Origin of the sequence: Streptomyces venezuelae (genome assembly GCF_008642335.1) — a bacterium.
Classification (GTDB): Bacteria; Actinomycetota; Actinomycetes; order Streptomycetales; family Streptomycetaceae; genus Streptomyces; species Streptomyces venezuelae_F.
The window spans coordinates 221362-245147 of sequence record NZ_CP029191.1 but is presented as its reverse complement, the minus strand read 5'-3'; the positions used below and the strand labels follow the sequence as shown (position 1 = coordinate 245147).

The window sequence follows — 23786 nt, the reverse complement described above, 5'->3', positions numbered from 1 at the left end:
CCTTGAGAGCCCCGGCACGATACTGGTCGCGCAAGGAAAGAGCGGTCAGGAATGTACGGCGGCCCATTTCCATGCACATCGAGGGGGTAGGGCAGCGATGCATCGCGCACTTGATTCAGGGTGGAACTCGTCGAGGTACGGAGTCCCCCGGCCTCTCTGAAAGGACCGGATTCCCGGCATGGACGCGGCGGACACCACGGTGCTTGTCGACCGCGTCCGTGGGACGGCGGACGAACTACGGCGCGGCGCGGCCGAGGTCCACAGCGGCCGGGCCGCGCCATGCACTACCCCCTAGAGGCCGATCCACTCCATGGCCGTCGTCACCTGGGCGAGGACGTCCGGCAGTGGCTCCGTGCCCAGGCCCGGCCCGGTGGGGACGTCGAGGTGGCCGTCCGCGAGCACGAAGGGCTCGGTGATGTCGGTGGCGAAGTAGCGGTGCGAGCCGGAGGTGTCGCCGGGGAGCGTGAACCCGGGCAGCGCCGCGAGCGCGACGTTGGCGGCCCGGCCGATACCGGTCTCCAGCATCCCGCCGCACCACACGGGGACGCCGTGGGCGCGCGCGACGTCGTGGATCCGCCGGGCCTCCAGATAGCCGCCCACCCGGGCCGGCTTGACGTTGATGATCGAGCAGGCCCCGAGCGAGATCGCGGCGGCCGCGTGCGCGGCGGACTCGATGGACTCGTCCAGACAGATCGGGGTGCGCAGGAGCTTGGCGAGCTGCGCGTGCTGCACCATGTCGTCGTTGGCCAGGGGCTGTTCGATCAGCAGCAGACCGAAGTCGTCCAGCTTGGCGAGGTGCTGGGCATCGACGAGCGTGTACGCGGCGTTCGCGTCGACCTGCAGCAGCAGATCGTCCCCGAAGCGTTCGCGCACCGCGCGCACGGGCTCGACGTCCCAGCCCGGCTCGATCTTCAGCTTGATCCGCACGTACCCCTCGGCGACGTACCGCTCGACGGCGTCGATGAGTTGGGGGACCGAGTCCATGATGCCCACGGAGACACCGCAGGGGACGCGGTCGCGCGCCGCGCCCAGGTACGACCCGAACGACTCGCCGCCGGCCCGCAGTTGCGCGTCGAGGACCGCGCTCTCCAGGGCGGACTTCGCCATGTGGTGGCCGGTGAAGGGCTCCAGGGCCCGGCCCACGGCCGCCGCGTCCACGCCGTCCTTGGGCAGCGCGGGGATCAGGAACTTGCGCAGGACGTCCTGGGCCCCGTCGACGTACTCGCTGCAGTAGCGGGGCTCGGACATCGCCGCGCACTCGGCCCAGCCCTCGCCGTCGGCGGTGACGACCCGCACGAGCAGCACGTCACGGGCGGACTCTACGCCGAACGAGGTGCGGAACGGCGCGACGAGCGGCATCGCGATGCGGCGCAGTTCGACGCCGGTGATCTTCGACTTGGTCACTGGTTGCTCCCATGGGGCAGGTGGGCGGAGGTGGCTGGCGCGCGGTGGACGACGTAGCTGCGCCGGTCGTGGAGGCCGAGGACGCGGCCGCCGTCGGCGAGCAGGGCGCCGAGGGTCTCCCGCACGGCGAGCCGCCAGGCGCGGGCCGCGGCGGCGTCGGTGCGGCGCAGCGCCTCGATGTCGTCCGGCAGGTCGATCAGGACGAACTCGGCGTCGGTGGACCCGAGCCGGGGGAGTCCTTCGTGGTCGCGCACGGCGTGTGCGGCGCCGGCGGGCAGGGGTATGCCGTCGTGTTCGGCCGCGAGGCGCGGCGCCGACAGGTCCCAGGCGGTCAGGACGCGGTCCGACTCGTCGCCGCCGTTGATGGCGTCGTCCATGGCGCCGTAGAAGGACTCCAGGTACTCCACGGGACGCGCCCCGAGTTTGGTGAGGTTGAAGTGGGCGTTGCGGCGGATGAGGGGGTCGTACGTCCACGTGATGCGCTTCAGGCCGCGGTCCAGGGCCCATTGGCGCTGGTGCAGCTTGAGGGCCAGGCCGATGCCGCGGCCCATGGCGGCGCCCGTGATGTGGGAGTGGAGGGTGGTGCCCGCGGGCTCCGCGAAGAACGCGACGGAGGCGCCCGTCATGCGTCCGTCCTCAAACGCTCCGCCGACGTAGTTGCCCGCGTGGCTCAGCGCCCGCATCACCTCGGCGGAGATCGGGCCCGTGCCCGGCTCGGTGCCCCAGATGTCGGCGTAGAGACGGCAGACGGCCTCGAACTCCTCCATGGTGTGGAGTTCCCGGATGTCGAGGTGGTTCACAGCAGCGCTCCGACGAGGTGGGCGAGGAGTTGGGTGCGGGGCACCATCTCGGAGGTCACGACGTGCTCGTGGTCGGCGTGCGCGCCGTCGCCCACGGCACCGAGGCCGTCGAGCGTCGGACAGCCGACGCCCGCCGTGTAGTTGCCGTCGGACGCCCCGCCGACGGCCGTCTGCCGGAGCGGGCCGAGGCCGATGCGGTCCGCGATGCCTGCGGCCAGCGCGAACAGGCTCCGGGAGGATGCGGCGTCCAGGGGCGGCCGGTTGGGGCCGCCGGACACCTCCAGGCGGGCTTCGGGGTCGTGCGGGACGAGGCCCTTCAGGAGGTCGTCGACCGCTGTCTGGGCGGCCGAGGTGGGGACGCGTGCGTCGATGTTCAGCCGGGCGCGGGCCGGAACGGTGTTGGTGGTCGTACCGGCCGACATCACCGTCGGCGTGATCGTCGTGCCCGGCCCGGTGCGGGCGTTCACCGCGTCGGTGATGCCCCGCAGGGCGAGGAGGTGGTGGGCGAGCTCCGTGGCGGCGTTGACGCCCTTCTCCGGTTCCAGGCCGGAGTGGGCGGCACGGCCGTGGACCGTGATCTCGTAGTGGGAGACGCCCTTGCGGGCGGTCTTCAGGACGCCGCCGGTCGCCGACGCCTCCAGGACGAGGGCGGCCCGGCAGACGCGCGCCGTGTCCTCGATGAGCGCGCGCGAGGTGTCCGAGCCGACCTCCTCGTCCCCGGTGACCAGGACGGAGACGCCGTCGAGGGAGGGCAGCATCGACAAGGCGTGGAACATCTGCACGAGCCCCGCCTTCATGTCGAAGATGCCGGGCCCCCGCGCGACGCCCTCCCGCACCGAGAACGGGTGGGTCTTGAGGGTGCCGATGGGCCAGACCGTGTCGTGGTGGCCGAGGAGCAGCACGCGCGGGGTCCCGAAGCTCCACTGCAGATGGGTGACCCCGCCGACCTCCAGGGTCCGCGGCCGCGCGCCGAGCAGCCTGCTGCCCTGATCGGCGACGACCCGCGCACTGCGGGCCACGGCCGCGTGGTCGGCGGAGTACGACTCGCAGGTCACGAGCTCTCCGAGGTCGTCGAGGAGCGCGCCGAGGGGTGGCGGCGCAGGGAGGGAAGGATGGTCGGCCTGCACGGGGGAGTCCTCCAGGGATGGGGTGACCGCGGATGACCACCACGCTAGGCAGGACGCGAGGAACGGGGTTCGTACGTGCATCACACATGTGGCCCGCGCTTTCGTACGGCAGACCGAAACGATGACTGGGTACGCACCGTCGAACGGGCGAACACCTTCCACGACACGCACGCCGACCTGGCGGTGCCGCCAGGCGTCCGGCTCTGATCAGTCGCCCGTCCGGCGGCCCGCCCCGGAAGCGTCGCCGCCCCCGTCGTACGCCCCCATCAGCCGCAACTGCAGCATCGCGGCGAACCGCGCGGACGGATCCCGCAGATCGATCTGCCCCACCTCGGCGACGCGCCGGATCCGGTAGCGGAAGGTGTTGGGGTGGACGAAGACGCTCGCCGACGCGCCGATCACGTCGCCGAACGCGTCCAGCCACGCCCGCAGCGTCTCGACGAGATGCGCGTTGTGCCGCCGGTCGTACGCCGTCAACCGGGCGAGCGGGCCCGACAGTTCGTCGCGGTTGGCGACCGCGAGGTCCCGCATCTCGAGCAGCAGCGCGTCGATGTGGACGTCGGCGATGGCGGCGACGCGCCTGCCGCCGTCACCGGGACGGCTCGTCAGCACGCGCAGCGCGCGGTCCGCGTTCGTACGGGACCTGGCCAGTGCGGCCGGCTCCGGCGCCACCGAGCCGATGCCGACGACCGCGTCGCCGCGATCGCCCGTGCGCCGCAGAAAGTTCGCCGCCACCTGGACGGCACGCTCCCGCGCGGCCGCCGAGTCGTCGGCGACGGGGAACAGCGCGTAGGCGACATCGCCGAGGAGCGCCACGGCCGACCGCGGCCGCACCGCCGTGAGATGCACGGCCAGCGCCGTGGCCAGCCGCTGCCGCTCGGCGGCGAGCTGCGCGTGGTCGCCGCTCGTCGCGGACGCGGGTGCGAGCCCCATGGCCAGGACGAGGAGGGGTTCGTCGGCGAGACCCAGCCGGCCGAGCGCCGCGACCGCCCCGGAGCCGCCCTCCAGCGCCGTCGTCACCAGATCGGCGCGCAGCCGGTTCTCGGCGTCGGCGCCCGCCCGGAAGCGGAGCATGTGCAGGGCGACCAGCTTGGCCGCCTCCTTGAACGCCTCTTCCCGCTCCTCGGTGAGCGGCTTCCGCAACGCCGCCCACACCGATCCGAGTACCTCGTCGCCCGCCCGCACCGCGATCGCCACGCGCGGCAGCGCGACCTCGTCGCCCAGCGTCGGCGGCGGGATGTGGACGGGCCGGTCGGTGCGGTAGAGCTCCTTGAAGACGCCGTGCTCCTCATGGAGGCGCAGATACCGCTCGGGCACCCGCCGGGCCAGGATGCTCGCCACCCGGGCCGGGTCCGCCTCGTCCTGACGTCCGGAGAAGGCCAGGATGCGCGAACGGCGGTCCTCGATGGTGATCGGTGCGTCCAGCAGCGTCGCGATCGCGTTGGCCAGTGCGAAGAGGTCACCGGACGGCACGCCGCCCAGGGTCTGCTCGTCGACCCCGCCCACGTCGCCCTCCGACAGCAGGGTCCGCAGCATCGCCGCCAGCTGGGCCCAGGACGCCCCGCGGGTCAGCGCCAGCAGAGCGATTCCGGTCTCCTGCGCCACGGCTTCCAGGTCCGCCGTGTCGACGGGCTCGCGCACGACCAGCGCGGCGGCGCCCGCGCCCGCGAGCGCGCGCATCAGCCGGGCGGTCTCCTCCGCCCCGTGCACGCCGACGCCGAGCACGATGGCCCGATCGGGGTGGTGCTGTTCGTCGTGCGGGTCGTGGATGCCGACGCCGCCGAGCTCCGTCGCGGCCGCGGGGTCGCCGAGGAGCAGATCCAGGAGCGAGGGCCCGAGGTCCTCGAGCACCCGGCTCAGACCGCGGGCGGGGTGCGTCGACATGTGCCTGATCATCTCCGCAGGTTAGGACCGGTGCGTTCCTGCGCATCCGTACGTGGACACGAGATTACGCGGCCGTTCCCGTCCCCCGGAACGAACTCCCGCGGAGAGGGTCGCCACAGCCGGTCGACCACGCGGTCGGCGAGCGCCTCCGCCGAGTCGACCATCGGCAACACCCGGGCCACCTCCCCGGCCACCAGGGGAATCTCCGTGCAGGCGGCGACGGCCACCTGCGCGCCCAGCTCCTGCGGGACACGGGTGGCGGCGGCGATCCACCGCGCGGCCCCGGCCATGTCCGCCCCCGCCTTGACCGCGCGGATCGCGGGATCCACGTATGCGCACTGTGCCTCGTCGGGCACTTGGACCACGGTGAGCCCGAGGCGTGCGCCCGCCCGTTCGTACAGGCCCGCGGCGCGGGTGCCGCGGGTGGTGAGGACGCCCACGCGCCGGACGGCCCGCGCACTGCGCGCGGCCTGCTCCAGCGCCGCGTCGATCATGTCGACGACCTCCACTCCCGTCACCCGCGTCACCTGCTCCACGTACGCGTACGCGGTGTTGCACGGCACCGCGATGCACGTGGCACCCGGGCGCCGCGGTTCCCGGGCGCCCTCCACGAGCGCGGGAAGGGGGGAGGGTCCCTCGCCGAGCAGGGCGGAGGTCCTGTCGGGGACGCCGGGGTCGGCCCAGACGATCACGGGCAGATGCCCCTGATCGGCGTCCGCCGGGGTGCGTTCGACCAGTTTGCGGTAGAACGCGGCCGTGGCCAACGGTCCCATCCCGCCCAGGATCCCCAGCATCGGACGTCGCGTACGTCGCACCGTCATCGAGCGCGGCCCTTCCCTTCAGGTCGGTCCGGGCCGATTCTGCGGCGCCACCGCGCCCGTATCGTCGTCGCCGACTCCAAAAGCGCAGGCCGCAGTTGGGGTCCGCACCCCGAACCACACCCCCGCAGGAGCCGCACCCGGTACCGTCACCCCACCGGTCTCCGTACCGGCCGCCGTACTACGGGAAAATCTCGATGGGCGCGTCGAGCGTGAGATGCGGATACGGTGCTGACGTGATGATCGAGAGGGAGGGACCCATGCCTGGAACCGTGCTGCTCGTCGCGGCCGCCCCGGTGGGCAAGGGACGCCTGGTGGACGCGGCTTCCGTGCTTCCCGTCCTCGCGGCCGTGCCCACGGAGACGCTCGCCGGGACGCCGACCGCGAGCATCGTGGAACTGGCGGACCCGCTGGACCCGCAGACGGTGCTGACCCGCCTGAGAGCCGCGGCCGTGACCCCCGGACACCTGACGGTCTACCTCATCGGGCAGGTCCACCTCGACCGCCGCCAGCGGCAGTTGCACGTCGCGCTCGCCCGCACCACCACGGCGACGGTGCGCTACACCGGCTTCCCGTGGCACTGGTTCACGCAGGAACTGCGGCACCGCCCGGCCGGCAGCACCACGGTGATCGCCGACCTGCACGCCGACACGGAGAGCTGGCAGGCCCTCACCGAACACGCCCTCGACGCGGGACCCGGCGTCGCGCTCCACGGTCGGATCGCCCCGCCCGCCCGGCGCCGCACACCCGCGATTCCCGCGTACATGAAGGCCGTCGCCACGATCCTCCGCAGCGGCCACCGCCCGCCGCCCCTCCAGCTCCACCAGCAGGCCGCCGCGCAGGGCCTCGGCGACGACGCCCCCGACCTGCTGCCCTTCCACGACCCCGCAACGCCCCCGAGCCCGCCCCGGCGGCCCGCGCAGTCCGCCGACGCCCCCATGGACCCGCACGCGGCGATCACCGCTGCCGTCGAGGCGGGCCGGCACGGCGAGGCGGCCTCGCTCGCGGCCTCCTGGGAACAGAGCGCGCTGCGCACGCACGGCCCCGGGTCCAAGGAGGTCATCCACTGGATGGAAGTACGGGCGGACCTGGCGAGGTTCGCCGGTGACCCCGCGCGCAGCTGCGAAACGTGGCTCGCCGTGGCGTCCGCCCGCCTCACGTCGGGCCAGGCCCCCGATTCCCCCGAGGTGGAGGCGGCAGCGGACCGCGCCCACCATCTCTGGGACCGCGTGAAGGACGCCGAGGCGGTTCGCGCCCTGGGCCCCGCCCTGGTCTCCCTGCGCCGCCAGGTTCCGGGCCGCCAGCGCGGCACGCTGCTGCTCGCGCAGCGGCGACTGGAGCAGTTCCACGCCCAGCACATCCCGAGGATTCCGGCACCGGCACCTGGAGCACAGCCGACGGCGAGCACGTCCTGAGGGACGTGGACCGGACGACAGCGCGAGACGAGACGACCGGCGGACCTCACATCTCCCTGCCCTGATTCGTCAGTAAGAGGGAGAGGGCACAGCCGCGCCGGTCCCCACCGCCGTCCCCCGGCGGAGCCCGTCCCCGCCCCGCCCGTCCATCCCTCGCCGCTCGCCTAGGGAGTAGAAGCCATGAGCATCTCCGTGCTCCTCGTGGACACCGACGCATTGCTGCGCACCTGCTGCGCCACGCTGCTCGCCGCGCAGCCGGACATAGCGGTGGTCGGGGAGGCCGGAGACGGTGCCCGGGCCGTGGAGCTCGCGGAGCGGCTCCGCCCGGACGTCGTCCTCATGAACCCTCAACTGCCCGTCATGACCGGCATCGAGGCGACCCGGCGCATCACGGCCCGTCCGCAGCTGTCCGGCGTACGCGTCCTCGCGATGGCCGCGCCGGCGGCGGACTCGCAGGTGTTCGACGCGCTCGCGGCACACGCGTGCGGCTTCCTGTTCCAGGACGCCGAGCCCGAGGAGCTGTTCCGCGCGATCCGCGTGGTCTCCCAGGGGCAGGCGCACCTGTCGCCCCGCATCGTGCAGCGGGTCATCGACGAATGTGTCTTACGCGAAAGGGCCGCCGACCAGGCCCCCGGCATTCCGATGGACAGCCTCACGCCGCGCGAGCGGGAGATGCTGGTGCTGATCGGCACCGGCCTCTCCAACCAGGAGATCGCCGACAAGCAGTTCATCTCCTGCACCACGGCCAAGACCCGCGCCTGCCGCATCATGGCGAAATTGGGCGCCCGGAACCGGGTGGAGCTCGTCTCCCTCGCCTACCAGTGGGGTCTGGTCCGCCGCCACGAAGCGGCCCGCCCGTCCAGGTGAGACCGGCGCGGTGAGCGAAACGATCGTGGTCACCGACCACACTCCGCACTGGGCCGACCGGTTCCGACAGTTGCACGGCCAACTCGCCCCGCATGCCGCGGACATCGCGGCGAGCATCGAACACGTCGGCAGTACGGCCGTGCCGGGGTGCGCGGCCAAGCCCATCATCGACGTGGACATCGTGGTGGCGGACGAGTCGGTCATGCCGACCCTGATCTCGCGCCTGACCGAGCGGGGTCACCGCCACGAAGGCGACCTGGGCATCACGGGACGCGAAGCGTTCAGGGCACCGGACCACCCGATTCCGCTCACGCGGGACGCCGCCGGACGGGCGGGGTACACGGAGGCGAAGGGCGGCCTGGTGGGGGAGTTGCCGGAGAAGGCGTACGGGACGGCGGGCCGGCCGTAGCCGGACGGCGAAAACCAGCCCCGACGTGGGGCGCGTGTGCCCCGTGGGGCCGCCCCGCACTAGAGTGCCGCGGACGCGCCCGGCGTACGCCGAGTCGAGCCCGAAGACAGGAGCCCCACCCCTCATGAAGCGGACCCGAACCGCCCTGGCCGCGCCCGCTCTGGCCCTGGTGTCAGCCCTGACCCTCGGCGCCTGCGGAGACTCGGACTCGTCTTCCTCGTCATCCGAGGACACCTCCACCGGCACGTCGAAGGACTCCGCGAAGTCCCCGGAGAAGCCGGTGGACCCGGCCGCGGAGCTGCGCCGTGCCGCGCTCACCGAGCACGAGGTCAAGGGGTTCACGGTCAAGAAGCCGGACAAGAAGTACGCGTTCGCCTCGTCCCAGGAGCAACTGAAGGTCGACAAGGCCGCCTGCGCCCCGGTCGCCTACGCGACCAACCAACTCCCCCTCGGCACCCCGAAGGCCGACCTGATCCGTCTCGCCACGGGAGCGAAGGGCCCCGGCGACTTCACCTACGTCACGCTCGCCACCTACGGCGACGGCGAGGCGAAGACCACCCTGGCCGACCTGTCCAAGGCCGTCCGCTCCTGCGGCACGGGCTTCTCCGCCAAGGCGGGCCGCAACACGGGCTCGTACTCGTCGATCACCGCGGAAACCGCGCCCGAGCCGAACGGCGCCGACGAGTCCCTCGCCTTCAAGGTGACGACGAAGTACGAGGGAATGACCCACACCATGTGCGCCCAGGCGGCCCGCCACGGCGACACCATCGCCCTGTACTACGCGGTGGACGGCATGGCCTTCACCCAGGCCCGCCCCGGCAACGCAAAGATCGGCAAGGCAGTGGTGGACGCCCAGAGCGCGAAGTTGGCGTAGCCGCGCACCTGGCGCCGCAGTCGCCCGAGTCGCCCCGGTCGCCCCGGTCTCAGTCGAACCGCAGGATGCGCGGCGCGAACGTACCCTCGGGTCCGGCCGCACGGCCGACCGCCCAGACCGACTCCGTGCCCGGCACCGGCGCCAGTTGCAGCACCGAGGAGTCGCCCTCGCCCGGCACCGCCGGTTCGCTGTACTCGGCGAAGGACTGCCCGTCCCAGGCCAGGAAGTCCGGCCCCGGTACGAGCGGAGGGTACGTGCCCGGCGGGCCCCACTTCTGGGAGCGGGCCACCGCGACCCAGCCCAGCTTGCCGGACGCGGACGGCGCCAGCGAGGTGATCGCGCCGAAGTTCGTGGGCACGGTCACCCGGCTCCAGTTCTCCCCGTCCCACCGGACCAGCAGCGGCGGTATCGGCTTGCCGGGCGGACCGCCGACGAACCCGGCCGTGCCGCCCGCCCACACCTCCGTCGGCGACGTCGCGAGCACCGTGCCCACGCCCGCCCGCGGGAACCCGTCGACGACCGTCTGCTGCCACGCCTTCCCGTCCCAGTGCGACACGGTCGCCCCCGACCCGCTGGAGCCCGCGGCCCAGACGTCGTCGGCCGCCAGGATGTGCAGCCCGTACACCGACCCGGGTGGCACCGGCAGATCCCGCCAGCCGCCGCCGTCCCGGCGCAGCAGCACCTGCGCGCCCTCCCGCGAACCGATCAGCCACGTCTCGCCGCCACCGGCCACGACCTTGGCCAGTGCGACGCCGCGCGGCGCCCGGCTCTCGCGCCACGCCTTGCCGTCGAAGCGGAGCAGACGCGCGCCGCCCGCCGCGTCGCGCCCCACCGCCCAGGCCTCCGTCGCCGACTCCGCGGCGATGGACAGCAGTTCGCCCTGCCAGCCGACACCGGGCAGGCTCTGGCGCTGCCAGGCGGTTCCGTCCCAGCGCAGCACCAGCGGGAACCCCGGCGCCTCGCGCCCGACGGCGTCGGCACCCACCGCCCACGCCCGGTCCGGACCGACCGCCACGGCCTCGTTCAAGCCGGCCTGCGGCCGCACCTGCTCCGGAACCGGAACGTGCTGCCAGGACCGGGGTTCCGCCGCGGCCGTGGCCATCACGGCCACGACCGTCATGGCCACGGCGAGCACGGCGACGAGTAGACGTCGTCCGACAGCCCCTGTACGGGTCATCGCCGGCCTCCCAGCCGCTCGCTCATCAGATTCGGTTTCGAGCCGTAGATCTCCACGGTCCCGAAGGACAGCAGCGAGTCCCCGACGGTGGCCAGCGCCCGCGGCTTGACGAGGATCGCGTTGGTGCGCTCAGGACCGTAGGAGTAGGTGATGCGACGGCCGTCCAGGCGCGCGTACTTCGACTGGAACGCCCGGTCGCTGCGGACCGGCAGCCACAGCGCGCGGTCCGGGCCGCGCACCATGCCGGAGGCGTCGGTGTCACCCAGCGCCGGGTACGTGGTGCGCCAGTCGCGCCCGTTCCACGTCATCAGGTAGGTGCGGCCCACACTGTCCGTGTACTGGCTGCCGACGATCGTCATCCGCCCGGCCAGTTCCAGCAGCATCGTGTGGACGTTGCTGTTCGTCGGCAGCGGCACCTCGGCGTCCCGCCACTGTGTGCCGTCCCAGTGCAGGACAACCGTTCCGGCTCCGGTGCTGGTGTCCGCCCAGGCCCAGGCGTCGGTGGCCGTACGCGCGGTGATCCCCATCAGGTACAGCACGCCGTCCGGGGTGGGCTGCAGGGTCCAGCGGGACCCGTCGTAGTGCAGCACCTTCAGTCCCGTGCTGTCCTCGCCGACCACCCACGCGGCACCCGGCACGGCGACGAAGTCCTGGTACGCCCACAGGGTCTGGGGCAGCGGGACGGTGCTCCACGTGCCCTCCGCCGACCGGCGCAGGATCTCCCCGGCCCCGTCCCGCGTACGGAAAATCCACGTCTCCTCGCCCACGAACCGCACCTTGCCGAGGCGTCCCGGCTCCTCGGCGCCGGGGAACGTCGTGTCCCGGCGCCACGCCGTGCCGTCCCAGCGGTACAGCATCGGGCGCTGCCCGTCGGCGGCCTGCTCGGATCCGGTCGCCCACACCTCGTCGGGCCCGCGTGCGGCGAGATCGGAGACGGCCGGAGGCGCGGCGGCCGGCGGCACGGGCAGCGCCGACCAGTCGGCGTGCGCCGCCGTGCCGGGCCCCGCGGTCGTGCCGGGCTCCGCGGCCGCGGCCGACGACACGACCGCGGCAGGTGACACCACCGCGGCGCACGCGATCACCAAGCAGAATCCGACCGTGCGGAGCGTACGAAGAGTACGAAGACCGTTCACGACACCCCCAGGACGCGAAGGTCGCACAGCATATTGGCATGCACACGTCCGCGAATAGGCGGCATTCAGCCGTCCCCCCGGTGCTGCCGCCCCCGCGCCGTCAACGCCGCTATGCCGACACTCCGCCCGCGAGTGAATGACGCGGGACGGGACGCACCGGAGAATGCACCCCTCCCCGCCCGTGACCCGTGACCTCCCGTGCGGTGGCGCGTTCCCCAGTCGACCATCGCGACCAAGGAGCGGTACCGACGTGGAAGCCACCGAGCGTGTCACGGTTCTCATGAAGAAGAACTTCGGGGTCCGTCTGGACGACGTGTCGTCGGACGTCCCCCTTTATCAGCTGGCCATCGACTCCCTCGCCCTGGAGGAACTGCTCCTGCTGATCGAGGACGAGTGCGCCATCGATCTGGCCGACAAGACCCTCTCGTCGCGCGACACCGTCGCGACGCTCATGTCCGTCGTGCGCCAGAAGGCAGCCGCGGCATGACGGCCGGCACCACGAGCGCCTCCGCGCCCGCGGCCGTCGTCACCGGTCTCGGCCTCGTGACCGCCGCCGGCGTCGGCGTGAAGCACACCTGGCACCAGGTCACCACCGCCACCGTCCCCCAAGGGGTCCGGCGGCCGGACCCGTTGCAGGATCTGCCCTGCGATTTCATGTACACGATCGACGACGGCGACCTCGACATCGACGCCGTGCTCGGCGTGGCCAGCCACCGGCTCATGGACCGCTTCGCGCAGCTCGCCGTCGTCGCGGCCCGGGAGGCCGTGGCGGCCGCCGGACTCGGCCCCGACGTGTGGGACAGCGCGCGCGTCGCCGTGGTCGTCGGCTCGGCCCACGGCGGCCTCACCTTCTACGACGAGCAGCACCGCGTCCTCACCGAGCGCGGCCCGCGCCGGGTGTCCCCGAGGATGGCGCCGCTGACCGTCGTCAACGGCGCGGCGGGCAGCGTCGCCCGGGACCTCGGCACCCGCGGGCCCAGCCTCGCGGTGGCCACCGCGTGCTCCTCCGGCACCGACGCGATCGGGACCGCCCTCCACCTGCTGCGCGCGGGCGCCTGCGACATCGCCGTCGCGGGCGGCGCGGAGTCCATGTGCTCCCGCGCCGTCTTCGCCGGCACGTGCAACGCGAAGGCGCTGTCCACCCGGACGACGGAACCCACCGCCGCCTGCCGTCCGTTCGACGTCGACAGGGACGGGTTCGTGGTGGGGGAGGGGGCCGGGATCCTCGTCCTCGAGCGTGTGGAACACGCCAGGGCGCGCGGCGCGAAGGCCATGGCCACCGTTCGCGGGTACGGGGCGGCCACCTCCAGCGAGGCCTCCTCGCCCGTCGCCACGAGCGAGGCCGGCATCGAGCTGGCGCTGCGCGCCGCGCTGGCCGACGCGGACGTGGCCCCCGGCGACATCGGACACGTCAACGCCCACGGCACGTCCACCGTCATGAACGACCTGGTGGAAGCCGCCGTGCTGCACCGCGTCCTGGGCGAGGGTCCGTTGGTGACCTCGACCAAGTCCATGACCGGTCACACGCTGGGCGCCGCGGGCGGCATCGAGGCGGCGTTCACCGTGCTCGCCCTGGAGGAGCAGCTGGTGCCGGCGACGGTGAACCTCCGGACGCAGGACCCGCGCGTACCCGTGGAAGTGGTCGCCGGGGCCGCGAGGCCGACCCGCCTGGACTGTGCGGTGAGCACGTCGCTCGGTTTCGGCGGGCACAACTCCGTACTCGTCTTCGCCCGCGACTGACCGCCCGAGACCGCTCGGCCCCTGCCCGAGACCGCTCGCCCCCGCCCCTGAACGATCGCTGTGACCGAACCGGAAAGAAGCATGATCGAGGAATACGTCCGCACAGTGACCGCGCACGGGGTGCCGTACAACTACCGCGTGCTGCGGCAGTCGGACCCCGCCCCGGAGACACGCGCCGAGCCGGTCGTCGCGCTGGGCGGGGTGCTGGAGGGCATGCACGACTGGGCCTACCTGGAAGACACCGTCCTGCCCAGGACGAGCCTGGTCACCGTGGACCTGCCCGGCCTCGACCCCGCCGCCTTCCGGAACGGGGACGGCCTCGACCTCCTCTGCGAAGGAATCGAGGCCATCGTCGAGGACCTCGGCGCCCCCCGCGTCCGCCTCTACGGCTACTCATTGGGCGCCGCCGTCGCCCTGCAGTACACGCAGGGCCACACCGAGCGTGTCGCACGGCTGCTCCTCGGCGGCGTCCCCGGCGACGTCACGGACGAGATCGAGAGCCACCTGCGAACCGCCGTCGGCTGTGCCAGGGCCGGCGACGCGGAGGGTTTCGCCGCCCTGATGGCCGACGGACTGCTGTGCCTCGACGAGAGCCACCACGTCCACCGCCGGGCGCTGACCCGCGGCTATCTGCGGCGCTTCATGCGCAACGCGGCCCACGTGCCGCGCAAGGTGGACCTGCTGGCCACCGCCCTGATCACCCGCCGCCGCCCCCTGCACGGCGGGCTGTCCGGGGTGCCCACGCTGGTCTTCAGCGGTGGCCACGACCACCTGAACCCGCGCGAGGAGCTGCTGGCGTTCGCCGCGACGATCGAGGGCAGCCGGTTCGTCTCGTTTCCCGACTGCGACCACATGCTGCCGTTGCAGCGGCCCGAGGCGGTCACCTCCCTCGTGGCGTCCTTTCTGCTGGAGGAAGCGGCGGCCCACGCCTCCGGCCGAGCAGAGTCTCCCGCCGGCCGTTGTTCCTAGAATGGCCAGGTGGAGGACATCGACGCGATCGCGGCACTGCAGGATCCGGTGCGGCGTCGCCTGTACGAGTACGTGGCGGGGCAAGGCCGTGAGGTCGGGCGCAACGAGGCAGCCGAGGCGACCGGAGTGGCACGCACGCTCGCGGCGCACCACCTGGACAAGCTGGCAGAGGCCGGGCTCCTGGAGAGCGGCAGCCGGCGCCTGACGGGCCGTTCGGGGCCGGGGGCGGGCCGTCCCGCCAAGGTCTACACGCGGGCGCGGGCCGAACGTTCGATCTCGCTGCCCGCCCGCGACTACCGCACCGCCGCCGAACTCCTCGCCGAGGCCGCCGAGGAGGCCGGTCTGGACGACGGGCTGTGCGCGGCGGCGCGCCGCAGGGGCGAGGCCCTGCGCGGACCGGCGGAGCCCTGCGAGGACCTGGACGCGGCGGTGGAGCTGCTGGCCGCGCGCGGCTACGAACCGCACATCGAGGCCACGGGTGACGGCGCGGACGAGGAGGCGAGCGGGTCGGTTTCCCGCGTCGTCCGCATGCGCAACTGCCCGTTCCACGCCGTGGCCGAGCGCTTTCCGCCCCTGGTGTGCGGCATGAACCTCGCGCTGCTGGAGGGGCTGATCGGGGCGGACGGGGCGGTGCGCGCCCGGATGGACGCCAGGCCGGGGGAGTGCTGCGTGATCATCGAGGCTTCTAAAAACAATAATCATTGACATAGAAAAGCGGCTCGTGCTGGGATGAGGTCATGACCTCAGCCGTGCCTGCCGCCCACCTCGCCGAGCTCAACCTCGCCAAGCTGCGTTTCCCCCTGGACGACCCGCGCATGGAGTCGTTCGTCGAGCTGCTCAACCCCGTGAACGGCGCCGCCGACGGCGCGCCCGGGTTCGTGTGGCGACTCGTGGAGGAGGGGGCGCACGACGCCACCGCACTGCGCCCGGCCGGTGAGGACGTCATCGTCACCATGTCGGTGTGGGAGACGCCCGAGGCGCTGTGGGAATTCACGTACCGCAGCGGCCACTTGGAGGTGATGCGGCGGCGACGCGAGTGGTTCGACCGGCACGTCGAGGCGTACCTGGTGCTGTGGTGGGTGCCCGCCGGGCACATACCCACGGTGGACGAGGGTCTGGAGCGGCTGGCGGACCTGCGGACGAACGGCCCCTCCCCACGGGCGTTCACCTTCGCCTCCACCTACACGGCGGCCGAGGCCGTCGACGCCCTGCGGGCGGACGCCGTCCCCACGGCCTAACTGCCTGTTCTCTATCCGCTCGTGTGGTCGGACAGGTTCGAACGCGGTGCTGGTTCGGGTGAGTTGTCCGGGGCGGGTGCATGAAGGAAGGGCCTCTTGGTAGCTCGCGGATGTCGAGTCCAGCGAGAACCAAGAGGCCCTGTTGTCGAAGTGTCGCGTGGTCGTGGTCACCGAGTCCAGTTCGTCCACTCGTGGGTGTGACTGCCTCGCCCACAGGTTCGGGAACGCCGTCGAATGGCCGCAGCGCCGGCCCCGATACATCTCGGACATGAGTGATGCCGAGTGGGCCGTGGTGCGGGACCTGCTGCCGGTCCCGGGCTGGCTTTCAGGCCGCGGCGGGCGTCCGGAGGGCTACTGCCACCGGCAGATGATCGACGCGGTGCGCTACCTCGTCGACAACGGCATCAAGTGGCGGGCGATGCCCGCGGACTTTCCGCCCTGGCCGCGCGTCTATGCCTTCTTCACCCGCTGGCGGGACACGGGACTGGTCACCGAGCTGCACGACCGGCTGCGGGAAGCCGTCCGCACCGGCGAGGGCCGCAGCATCGAGCCGAGCGCGGGGGTCGTGGACTCGCAGTCGGTGAAGGCGGACGCCACCGTCGCCCACGCCTCACGCGGCTTCGACGCGGGCAAGAAGATCAACGGCCGCAAGCGGCACCTGCTCACCGACACCCTCGGACTCCTCCTAAACGTGCAGGTCACCCCCGCATCTACGACCGACCGGGACGCCGCCCGGACCCTTCTGCCCGCGGCAAAGAAGGACTTCCGGCACCTGGCACGGGTCTGGGCCGACGGCGGCTACACCGGCCACCTCACCGACTGGACCGCCCAGCACCTGGGAATCGTCCTCGACATCGTCCGCCGCCCGGACGACGTCCGCGGCTTCCAGCCACTGCCTCGCCGCTGGGTCGTGGAACGGTCCTTGGCCTGGCTCCTGCGCAGCCGACGCCTGGTCCGGGACTACGAACGACGCACCGACACCAGCGAAGCCGTCATCCGCTGGTCGATGATCGCCCTCATGAACCGCCGCCTGGCCGCCCGGCATCATCATCGGGCTGTTCCCGCTCGGGCAGCGTGAACCTGCCCGGCTTCTCCTCGATCAGCCAGCCCCGTTCCACCAGCCGCTTCAAGCGAGCCCTCGCGCCCTCGACGCGGGAGGCGGACCCACTGTCCCAGCCCAGCACCACTGCTGCCCGCCGGGCACCCAACCCGTCAGCTCCGGCCTCCGCAGCAGCGGCCATCACCGCCTGATAGTCCACCGAGAGATCCTCGAGTCCGGCCGCGTTCTCCCGATGCGGCACCGCACGGCGCGGTCCCACCGGCTTCCTCCGTGACGGACCGACGGCCGTATCGGCAGGTGCTTCCTCCTCGGCCAGACTTCTTCGGCGTCCGCCAAGTCCTCCCGCACCCGCTCGAGTTCGGCTTCAAGCTCCTCCACTCGCACGGCCGCGGCCTTCCGTCGCGCTTCCAGAACCGCCCGCATCGACGGCATCCGACACCCCCACGGCAACTCGATCAGCAACGAGTCCAGGCTTCCGCGACAGTCGCAATCCCATGCTTGACCAGCGGAATCCGCACACGAGGTTCGGAAAGAGAACGACCTCTAAGACTCCCCGCGCAACCGCGCAAGCCCCGCGACCGCACGTACCACCAAAGGGCGTAAAAAGAGCGACAGTTGCCGAGCGGGCTGTCACGCTCGACCCATGGTCTTGGGTACGAGCTCCGTGGACGCGGTGAGCCGCGCCGTGCCGGAGGCGGCGGCGCGAGCGGAAACCGTGGCGGAGTTGGGGAGCGTACTCTCGCGGCATCTCGCCACGATCCTGCCGCACGACGGCTATCTGCTCTCCGGATTCGACCCCGTCACGGGCGCGCGCTGCTTTCTCGCCTGCGAGAACAGCTACAGCAGCGTCGCACGGCGCCGGATGGACCGCGCGAACGCCCTCGGCCGGACCCGCAGACCCGTCGCCGACCTCCTCCACGGCCCCTGCCCGGCCGTCGTGCTCGGCGCGGGAGCACAGGACCCCTGCCCCGACACGCGCCGGCTCCACGGCATCATGGCCGCCGACGCCTACGGCAGCGAACTGTGCATCGCCCTGTCCCGACGCGGCGTCGCCCGGGGCGCGTTGGTCCTGCTGCGCGAGCGGCACTCCAGACCCTTCTCACCATCGGAGAAGGTACGCGCCGCCCAACTGGCGGAGCCGCTCGCCGCAGCCGTGACGCGCTACGTGACGGACAAACCGCTGCGCCCCCGGCAGGTCCACCTCCCCCCGGCCATCGTCGTCATCGGCAAGAACGACGAGATCGCCGGCGCGACCCCCCGTGCCGGGCATCCGTACGTCCATGACGACGACCGTGGGACGCAGCTCCGCGGCGCGCGCCACCGCTTCGGAGCCGTCCGCGGCCTCGCCCACCACCTCGATGCCGTCCTCGCCGGTCAGCAGCATGGCGAGCGCGGAACGCACCATCGCCTGGTCGTCGGCGATCAGTACCCGGATCATGACCCGACCTCCCGCGGGGGGAGTTTCTGCGTCGGCAGGCCCGCGGCGACCCGGAAGCCGCCGTTCCTGGCGGGACCGGCCTCGAACGTGCCGCCGCACACCGCCACCCGCTCGCGCATCCCCAGCAGGCCGTGCCCGGTCGAGAGTTCGGAGCGGTCGGCGGGCGGGGCACCCCGGCCGTCGTCCAGGATCGTGATCTTCAGCCGATCGCCCGCCGGGTGCCAGTCGAGCCGTACGACGGTGACCGCACCCGGACCCGCGTGCTTGGCCGCGTTGGTGAGCGCCTCCTGCACCAGCCGGTACGCGGTCAGGTCGACGCTCCTGCTGAGCGGGGCGGGGGCGCCCGTGACCCGCAAGTGCGCGGTCAGACCCGCCTGACGCACGCCGTTGAGGAGCGGGTCCAGGTCGGCGAGGCCGAAGCTCGGCTCCTCGGCGGCGAGCCGCTCGCCGTCGGCACGCAGCACCAGCAGCATGTGCCGCAGCTCGGCGACCGCCGTCTTGCCGCACGACTCGATCTGGTCGAGCGCGTTCTCGACCCGGCCCGGGTCGGTCCGCAGCACATGACGGGCACCGCCCGCCTGCAGCACCATGACGGTGACCGCGTTGGCGACGATGTCGTGCAACTCGCGTGCCGTACGCGCCCGTTCGGACAGCACCGCCTCCTCGGCGCGGGCCACCGCGAGCCGGTCACGGACCGCCGCGCCCCGCCCCGCACGCACCCACCTGCCGACCGCCCACACCTCCAGATTGAGCAGCCCGTAGAAGCAGGCCACCCCGATCAAAGACGTCAGCCGTTCCGCTTCGGGTACGTCGGCGAGCGCCGCCCGCACCGAGAGCGCGACCGGTACCGCCACGGACACCAGCGCGAACACGGCGGGCCGGGCGCCGCGCAGGGCGGCGACGGTGTAGAGGGCGGCGAGCAGGCCCAGGGTCGGGCTGTAGTCGAACGCCCCGGCGGCGGTCAGGAGCTCGCCGCCGAGCGCGTGCGCCCACACGTAACCGAACACCGCGAGAGGCGCCCGCCGACGCGCCGCGAGCGCCGCGTAGCCGAGCACGGCGTACCCGACCGTGAGCAGCCGGCCGGCGAGTTCGACGGAGGGCAGCGCGAAGTCCGAGAAGAGGAACAGGTCGGGCAGCAGGAGCGCGGCGGCCAGCACGGAGTCCTGGACGGCGGGCGCCGCCCGGTACAGCCTGCCGAGGACGGTTCCGGGGCCGGTCATCACGGGCCGGTCGGCGGGTGGGGCGTGTCGGGGCGCGGCGGGTGGGGCAGGCAGGTGCGGATGACCCGGCAGGGTCCCGCGGCGAGCGCGTCGAGCCGGTCCTCGCTCAGCGTGGCCAGGCCCGCCTTTCTGGGCCTTGCGGGCACCGGCGAGTCGTAGCCGAGCTCGCGCATCGCCGCCCACAGGTCGCCGTCCTCCTCGCGCAACGCCTCCGCCAGGCGCCGCTGTGTGGCGGGCTCGGCACGGACCACGTAGCGCGACGGACCCGAGAGCCTGACGACACTGGCCAGCACGCCCGACGCGGGTTCACCCCCACCCTGCCCCAGGTCCAGGCCCTCCTCGCGGTCCTGGTCCTGGCCCTCGCCCTGGACGAGGTGCTCGACGTCGGCCACCCCGATCCGCTCCACGGGCCCGCTCCCCTCGGGCACCGGCGCGATCACCGCGACCAGCGCCCCCGGCGGCTCGACGAGGAGCGGCGGCGGATCGGGGACGAGGAGCACGTCCCTGTCCACGAGGAGCGCCCGGGCACCGATCGGTTCGAGAGTGACGTCCGCGGCTGTGACCAGCGCGGTTGACGCATCCATGGGGTCGCTCGAGTCGCTCATGGGTCCATGAAACGTGCTCGTCTCCACGCAGAAACGTACACCCTGGGTCGTACACCATTAATCCACTCCAGAGTGGACGCGATGATAGTCCTGATGCGCGCATTCTCGTGGGTGTCGGAAACCCGTCCGACGAAGAGAAGGATCAGGGAGACGGACATGGGACACCAGGTCAAGTTCTACCAACTGCGCTGCATCGAGACCGAGGACAACGGCGAGGACGAGACGTGGGTGGACTTCCGCGGCGGCCGCGTCTGGGGACGCGGCGACGTCAGCAAGGGTGACGTCATCAACGTCAACAACGGACCGTTCACCCTGTCCAACAGCGGAGCGGACGTCGTCTCCGTGTGGGAGCACGACGACTTCGACCCCGACGACCACCTGGGCGACTTCCACATCAGCCCGGCCGTCTCGGGCCGCGGTGAGCAGGTCGCCGTGTTCCGCGGTGACGGCGCCCACTACACGCTCACCTACGAGGTGCGGCCGGACAACTGGTAGCCCCGCCCACCGGCGGGTGCACCGCACGGCGCACGAAAGCGCGCCGCCGAAAGGGAAGGTCGGCGGCGCGCTTGCTCCGGTGCGCCGCGGAGCCGGGACTCGGCTCGGCGCGGCGCGGGGGCGTCAGGTCAGTCGTTGACGCAGGTGTTGCCGAAGGCCGGGTTCAGCAGGCCGATGACGTTGATGGTGTTGCCACAGGCGTTGACCGGGATGTGGATCGGGACCTGGACGGCGTTGCCCGAGATGACACCCGGCGAGTTGAGGGCCGCGCCCTGCGCGCCCGCGTCGGCCGAGGCCATACCCGCCGCGCCCATCACCAGGGCGCCGGTGCCCAGGACCACGCTCAGCGTCTTCTTCGTTGCGGACATGGTGGATCTCCTTGCAGTCGTATGTACCTGAGGGCGCCCGGTCGGGTCACCACACGCGTGCGCGACCGGAGCAGCACAACTCTGGGCGCCCGCGGTGATCAACGCGCGCCCCCGCGGCCGGACACGCGTTCTCGCCCGAATGCCGCAACGGCCGTGATCCGCCGCATGGCCCCGCACGCCACCGAAGGAGCGGGCGAGGTCACTCGCCGGCGGTGTCCCGGCACTCCACGTGGCCCCAGCCGTGTGCGTTCTTGGCGATCTTCTCGCCGGCGGCGTACGGCTTCTGGCAGTGACAGCGCCCGGGGAACTTGGCCTTGATGACGGGCCCCGATGACGCCTTCCCGGAGGCCGTCTTCGTGCGGGCGGCGGCCTTCCGGGGCGTACGGCTCGCGGGGGAGGCGGTCATGCGGTCCGCCCGCGGCTCCGGGATCTCCGTCGCGCCGTGCGCCGTGCCCGCGGGCTGCTGGCTCGTCGCGGCGTCGCTGGCGGCGACATCCGCGATCGCGTTCAGGTGGTCACCGTCCACGCGGTGCGCGGCCACGTGCCGGAACGTCACCTCGCGTCCCTGCAGCAGCGCGTCGATGCGCACGACCAGGTCCTTGTTGGCGACCGGCTTCTTCGCCGCGGTCTGCCACCCGTTGCGCTTCCACGACGCGATCCACTTGGTGACCGCGTTCATCGCGTACTGGCTGTCCATCCGTACCTCGAGCGGCACGGCCGGGTCGGTGGCCTCCAGGAGTTCCGCGAGCGCGGTCAGCTCGGCCACGTTGTTCGTGGAGTGGCCGAGCGGACCGGCCTCCCAGCGCTGCGGGTGGCCGTCCGCGTCGGCGACCACCCAGGCCCAGGCCGCGGGCCCGGGATTCTTCTTCGCCGCTCCGTCACAGGCGGCAATGATCAAGTCAGACATCCCTCGATCGTTTCATCCCGCGCCGGCCGGCGGGACACCGCAGGTCCCGGACGCGCCCGGCACGGCCGATTGATGTCTTGTCGAGGAAATGCCGGGCACACGTACGTTCCGAAGCAAGCCGTGGCGGGGGGCGTGGTACTCCTGCGGTAGCCCTCAAGGAGACCGACACTCCATGAACGTGAACGAGCACTCTCCCACCGCCTGCGGCCGGCCCGGGCCCGGCGACCGCACCACCGTCGCCGACGGGGCCTGGCTCGCCGTCGCCTGCCAGCTCGCGACGGCGAGCCCCCACTCGGAATCAGAGTTCAGCGCCGGTGCGGTCGTCGTCGCCGACGACGGCACCGAACTCGCCCGCTCCTACTCTAGGGAGAGCGGCGCGCACCACCACGCCGAGGAAGGTGCCCTGGCCAAACTCCGGCCGGACGACCCCCGCCTGCCCGCGGCCACCCTCTACGCCTCGCTGGAGCCGTGCACCGAAGAAGGCCCCAGACCGCGCCCCTGCGCCCGGCTGATCCGCGACGCGGGAGTGCGCCGCGTGGTCGTCGCCTGGCGGCGGCCCGACACGTCCGGCACGGGTCGTATCGAGGGGGCCGGCCTCACCGTCATCGAATTGTCCGAGTACGCCGACGCTGCCAAATCCCCGAATTCTCATCTGACGTGATTGCGCGGTCGCCCGTCACTCGTCCTCTGCCTCCCTCTGTCGGAACTCTCAGAACCCTCAGAGCATGATGAGCAGACGCGTATTCGGCTTGAGTTTCCTGTTCACCGAACGACTCTGGACGTACACCTCCAACTTGGGATTGTTGCCCGCCTTCACGGACACGGTTCCGTGAATACCCGTACCGAACAGAAGACTCCGCGCCGCATCCCCCGTATAGGCGCGGTCGGTGTCCTTCTCGACGACGATGACTTCCTTGTTCTGCTGCACCTGGGCCCGGGCGCCGAGCTGGTAATAGCAGGCACCCCTTTCGTATGTGACGCCCGGATGCGAGTTGACGAAGGGGCGGATCTCGGTCTCCTTGTCGACCTTCAGGAGACGGTATTTGTCGGCCGGTATCGGTTCGAGGTTCGCGCGCACCTCGTCGACCGATATGTCCTGGCCGACGGCGAACAGGTTCTTCGTGCCGCGCACGCCCTGCTCCCGGCCGCGGAGGAAGCTGGTGGCGGCGGCGCGCACGGTGCCGATCGCGTCCTCGACGCCCTTCTGGGAGTCGGCGTCCCAGATGGCGATGTTGCCCGCAGGGAAGCCGTAGTTCTGCGCGGTGCGCTTGGCCAGCGAGTTCGGCACGAGGATCGCGGACGTCCAGTGGCCGGGCAGCCCGCTCATCTTCGCCGTGATCCTGTCGAGCCAGGGGCCGAGGATGGTCATGTCGCCGTCGTGGCGCCTGTCGCCGCCGGAGGCGTTCTCCTCGCCGTCCGTGACGACGATCTGGAGGAAGCTGTGCTCCCCGTATTCCTCCCAGATGTGGCCGAGGTCGTCCAGGGACTTCAGAGAAGCCTCAATGAGCGCCGTCGCTCCGTTCTTCACCCGGTACAGCCCGCGCATGGACGGAAGGTGCTTCACGTCCATGTCCCAGACCAGGTTCTCCACCTTGTGGTCGAAGGAATAGAGGCTGATACGGGTCTCGTGACCGAGGCTGTCCGATTCGGCCTTCAAGCCCGCCACGAACTCGTCCACCACGCGAATGAGTTGGCTCTGGTGCGGCTGCATCGAACCGGAACAGTCGACCACCAGCGCGACGTGATTCACCTTGTGCTGAATCCTGTTTGCGGACACGTCAGTGCTCCCCCTTCGAGGTTCCCCCGAGTGATGTTCCCCGAGTGATGTATTCACTCTA

Annotated in this window: 23 protein-coding genes and 3 pseudogenes; 12 read left to right on the top strand and 14 right to left on the bottom strand. The window is 72.0% G+C overall.

All coding sequences use genetic code 11. From position 1 onward, the window contains the following. Positions 1-291: 291 nt before the first annotated feature. The 5 genes from menC to DEJ49_RS01075 form a co-directional block, all read right to left on the bottom strand. Positions 292-1359: an o-succinylbenzoate synthase gene (menC, locus tag DEJ49_RS01095; RefSeq protein ID WP_150187971.1), complete on the bottom strand. Its 1068-nt coding sequence runs from the start codon at positions 1357-1359 to the stop codon at positions 292-294. A 41-nt stretch (positions 1360-1400) separates the two neighbouring features. Continuing rightward, on the bottom strand, positions 1401-2204 hold the full coding sequence (locus tag DEJ49_RS01090; protein WP_150181924.1) for a GNAT family N-acetyltransferase: 804 nt from the start codon (positions 2202-2204) through the stop codon (positions 1401-1403). After that, entirely contained in the window at positions 2201-3331 is a 1131-nt protein-coding gene (locus DEJ49_RS01085) for a M20 family metallopeptidase (protein ID WP_223832675.1), read from the bottom strand. The genes DEJ49_RS01090 and DEJ49_RS01085 overlap by 4 nt, the downstream gene beginning before the upstream one ends. 207 nt (positions 3332-3538) lie before the next feature. After that, positions 3539-5227, bottom strand: coding sequence for a PucR family transcriptional regulator (locus tag DEJ49_RS01080; RefSeq protein WP_317850437.1), 1689 nt, complete (start codon positions 5225-5227; stop codon positions 3539-3541). Further along, positions 5224-6009: an aspartate/glutamate racemase family protein gene (locus DEJ49_RS01075; RefSeq protein ID WP_223832674.1), complete on the bottom strand. Its 786-nt coding sequence runs from the start codon at positions 6007-6009 to the stop codon at positions 5224-5226. Before DEJ49_RS01075 ends, DEJ49_RS01080 begins: the two co-directional genes overlap by 4 nt. Positions 6010-6293: 284 nt before the next feature. Here DEJ49_RS01075 and DEJ49_RS01070 point away from each other — a divergent pair, with 284 nt between their 5' ends. The 4 genes from DEJ49_RS01070 to DEJ49_RS01055 all read left to right on the top strand — a co-directional run bounded on the left by DEJ49_RS01070 (position 6294) and on the right by DEJ49_RS01055 (position 9598). Beyond that, positions 6294-7448, top strand: a complete 1155-nt coding sequence (locus DEJ49_RS01070) for a hypothetical protein (RefSeq protein WP_150181922.1) — start codon at positions 6294-6296, stop codon at positions 7446-7448. Positions 7449-7628: 180 nt separating this feature from the next. Then, positions 7629-8315, top strand: a complete 687-nt coding sequence (locus DEJ49_RS01065) for a response regulator (RefSeq protein WP_150181921.1) — start codon at positions 7629-7631, stop codon at positions 8313-8315. 10 nt (positions 8316-8325) lie between these two features. Next, entirely contained in the window at positions 8326-8724 is a 399-nt protein-coding gene (locus DEJ49_RS01060) for a GrpB family protein (RefSeq protein ID WP_150181920.1), read from the top strand. 124 nt (positions 8725-8848) lie between these two features. Further along, the gene (locus DEJ49_RS01055; protein ID WP_150181919.1) at positions 8849-9598 is read left to right on the top strand and encodes a hypothetical protein; all 750 of its coding nucleotides are present in this window, start codon (positions 8849-8851) and stop codon (positions 9596-9598) included. A 49-nt stretch (positions 9599-9647) separates the two neighbouring features. Here DEJ49_RS01055 and DEJ49_RS01050 read toward each other — a convergent pair whose 3' ends face one another. Then, positions 9648-10775, bottom strand: coding sequence for a hypothetical protein (locus DEJ49_RS01050; RefSeq protein ID WP_150181918.1), 1128 nt, complete (start codon positions 10773-10775; stop codon positions 9648-9650). Continuing rightward, positions 10772-11860 (bottom strand): hypothetical protein, encoded by a 1089-nt coding sequence (locus DEJ49_RS01045; RefSeq protein ID WP_223832673.1) that lies wholly within the window; start codon positions 11858-11860, stop codon positions 10772-10774. The genes DEJ49_RS01050 and DEJ49_RS01045 overlap by 4 nt, the downstream gene beginning before the upstream one ends. 298 nt (positions 11861-12158) lie before the next feature. Here DEJ49_RS01045 and DEJ49_RS01040 point away from each other — a divergent pair, with 298 nt between their 5' ends. The 6 genes from DEJ49_RS01040 to DEJ49_RS01010 all read left to right on the top strand — a co-directional run bounded on the left by DEJ49_RS01040 (position 12159) and on the right by DEJ49_RS01010 (position 16933). Further along, positions 12159-12395 (top strand): phosphopantetheine-binding protein, encoded by a 237-nt coding sequence (locus tag DEJ49_RS01040; RefSeq protein ID WP_223832672.1) that lies wholly within the window; start codon positions 12159-12161, stop codon positions 12393-12395. Beyond that, the gene (locus tag DEJ49_RS01035) at positions 12392-13648 is read left to right on the top strand and encodes a beta-ketoacyl-[acyl-carrier-protein] synthase family protein (RefSeq protein WP_150181916.1); all 1257 of its coding nucleotides are present in this window, start codon (positions 12392-12394) and stop codon (positions 13646-13648) included. Before DEJ49_RS01040 ends, DEJ49_RS01035 begins: the two co-directional genes overlap by 4 nt. Positions 13649-13729: 81 nt before the next feature. Next, positions 13730-14617, top strand: a complete 888-nt coding sequence (locus DEJ49_RS01030) for an alpha/beta fold hydrolase (RefSeq protein ID WP_150181915.1) — start codon at positions 13730-13732, stop codon at positions 14615-14617. A 9-nt stretch (positions 14618-14626) separates the two neighbouring features. After that, positions 14627-15322, top strand: a complete 696-nt coding sequence (locus DEJ49_RS01025; protein WP_150181914.1) for a helix-turn-helix transcriptional regulator — start codon at positions 14627-14629, stop codon at positions 15320-15322. A 32-nt stretch (positions 15323-15354) separates the two neighbouring features. Continuing rightward, positions 15355-15855, top strand: coding sequence for a DUF3291 domain-containing protein (locus DEJ49_RS01020; protein WP_150181913.1), 501 nt, complete (start codon positions 15355-15357; stop codon positions 15853-15855). A gap of 268 nt (positions 15856-16123) precedes the next feature. Beyond that, positions 16124-16933 carry an IS5 family transposase gene (locus DEJ49_RS01010; protein ID WP_150181912.1) on the top strand — a complete coding sequence of 270 codons (810 nt, stop codon included), beginning with the start codon at positions 16124-16126 and terminating at the stop codon, positions 16931-16933. Here DEJ49_RS01010 and DEJ49_RS36240 read toward each other — a convergent pair. The 4 genes and pseudogenes from DEJ49_RS36240 to DEJ49_RS00990 all read right to left on the bottom strand — a co-directional run bounded on the left by DEJ49_RS36240 (position 16872) and on the right by DEJ49_RS00990 (position 20178). Further along, a pseudogene (locus DEJ49_RS36240) lies at positions 16872-17338 on the bottom strand (hypothetical protein). The gene DEJ49_RS01010 and the pseudogene DEJ49_RS36240 overlap by 62 nt on opposite strands. Before the next feature lie 829 nt (positions 17339-18167). Continuing rightward, positions 18168-18353, bottom strand: a pseudogene (locus DEJ49_RS36235) (response regulator transcription factor); the annotation flags it as partial. Then, positions 18350-19573, bottom strand: coding sequence for a sensor histidine kinase (locus DEJ49_RS00995; protein ID WP_150181910.1), 1224 nt, complete (start codon positions 19571-19573; stop codon positions 18350-18352). The gene DEJ49_RS00995 and the pseudogene DEJ49_RS36235, both read right to left, overlap by 4 nt. Continuing rightward, a complete protein-coding gene (locus tag DEJ49_RS00990; protein ID WP_150181909.1) occupies positions 19573-20178 on the bottom strand; it encodes a hypothetical protein in 606 nt (201 codons plus the stop codon). Before DEJ49_RS00990 ends, DEJ49_RS00995 begins: the two co-directional genes overlap by 1 nt. Positions 20179-20334: 156 nt before the next feature. On the opposite strand from DEJ49_RS00990, the gene DEJ49_RS00985 reads away from it, so the two are divergent. After that, a complete protein-coding gene (locus DEJ49_RS00985; protein WP_150181908.1) occupies positions 20335-20673 on the top strand; it encodes a hypothetical protein in 339 nt (112 codons plus the stop codon). A 128-nt stretch (positions 20674-20801) separates the two neighbouring features. On the opposite strand, the gene DEJ49_RS00980 is transcribed toward DEJ49_RS00985, so the two are convergent. Both DEJ49_RS00980 and DEJ49_RS00975 read right to left on the bottom strand, forming a co-directional pair. After that, positions 20802-21041: a chaplin gene (locus DEJ49_RS00980; RefSeq protein ID WP_150181907.1), complete on the bottom strand. Its 240-nt coding sequence runs from the start codon at positions 21039-21041 to the stop codon at positions 20802-20804. 199 nt (positions 21042-21240) lie between these two features. After that, a complete protein-coding gene (locus DEJ49_RS00975) occupies positions 21241-21948 on the bottom strand; it encodes a ribonuclease H (protein ID WP_190329229.1) in 708 nt (235 codons plus the stop codon). 187 nt (positions 21949-22135) lie between these two features. On the opposite strand from DEJ49_RS00975, the pseudogene DEJ49_RS00970 reads away from it, so the two are divergent. Further along, positions 22136-22609 (top strand): annotated as a pseudogene (locus DEJ49_RS00970) (5-amino-6-(5-phosphoribosylamino)uracil reductase); the annotation flags it as partial. Positions 22610-22666: 57 nt separating this feature from the next. Here the strand turns inward: DEJ49_RS00970 and DEJ49_RS00965 are convergent. Beyond that, positions 22667-23725: a vWA domain-containing protein gene (locus DEJ49_RS00965; protein ID WP_150164010.1), complete on the bottom strand. Its 1059-nt coding sequence runs from the start codon at positions 23723-23725 to the stop codon at positions 22667-22669. Between the last annotated feature and the right edge of the window lie 61 nt (positions 23726-23786).

Bases quoted from the DNA above. Each gene is read 5' to 3' on its own strand.
- menC (WP_150187971.1), bottom strand. From the start codon at position 1,359: ATGCCGCTCGTCGCGCCGTTCCGCACCTCGTTCGGCGTAGAGTCCGCC.
- DEJ49_RS01080 (WP_317850437.1), bottom strand. From the start codon at position 5,227: ATGATCAGGCACATGTCGACGCACCCCGCCCGCGGTCTGAGCCGGGTG.
- DEJ49_RS01075 (WP_223832674.1), bottom strand. From the start codon at position 6,009: ATGCTGGGGATCCTGGGCGGGATGGGACCGTTGGCCACGGCCGCGTTC.
- DEJ49_RS01070 (WP_150181922.1), top strand. From the start codon at position 6,294: ATGCCTGGAACCGTGCTGCTCGTCGCGGCCGCCCCGGTGGGCAAGGGA.
- DEJ49_RS01065 (WP_150181921.1), top strand. From the start codon at position 7,629: ATGAGCATCTCCGTGCTCCTCGTGGACACCGACGCATTGCTGCGCACC.
- DEJ49_RS01055 (WP_150181919.1), top strand. From the start codon at position 8,849: ATGAAGCGGACCCGAACCGCCCTGGCCGCGCCCGCTCTGGCCCTGGTG.
- DEJ49_RS01050 (WP_150181918.1), bottom strand. From the start codon at position 10,775: ATGACCCGTACAGGGGCTGTCGGACGACGTCTACTCGTCGCCGTGCTC.
- DEJ49_RS01035 (WP_150181916.1), top strand. From the start codon at position 12,392: ATGACGGCCGGCACCACGAGCGCCTCCGCGCCCGCGGCCGTCGTCACC.
- DEJ49_RS01030 (WP_150181915.1), top strand. From the start codon at position 13,730: ATGATCGAGGAATACGTCCGCACAGTGACCGCGCACGGGGTGCCGTAC.
- DEJ49_RS01020 (WP_150181913.1), top strand. From the start codon at position 15,355: ATGACCTCAGCCGTGCCTGCCGCCCACCTCGCCGAGCTCAACCTCGCC.
- DEJ49_RS01010 (WP_150181912.1), top strand. From the start codon at position 16,124: ATGAGTGATGCCGAGTGGGCCGTGGTGCGGGACCTGCTGCCGGTCCCG.
- DEJ49_RS00995 (WP_150181910.1), bottom strand. From the start codon at position 19,573: ATGACCGGCCCCGGAACCGTCCTCGGCAGGCTGTACCGGGCGGCGCCC.
- DEJ49_RS00990 (WP_150181909.1), bottom strand. From the start codon at position 20,178: ATGAGCGACTCGAGCGACCCCATGGATGCGTCAACCGCGCTGGTCACA.
- DEJ49_RS00985 (WP_150181908.1), top strand. From the start codon at position 20,335: ATGGGACACCAGGTCAAGTTCTACCAACTGCGCTGCATCGAGACCGAG.
- DEJ49_RS00980 (WP_150181907.1), bottom strand. From the start codon at position 21,041: ATGTCCGCAACGAAGAAGACGCTGAGCGTGGTCCTGGGCACCGGCGCC.
- DEJ49_RS00975 (WP_190329229.1), bottom strand. From the start codon at position 21,948: ATGTCTGACTTGATCATTGCCGCCTGTGACGGAGCGGCGAAGAAGAAT.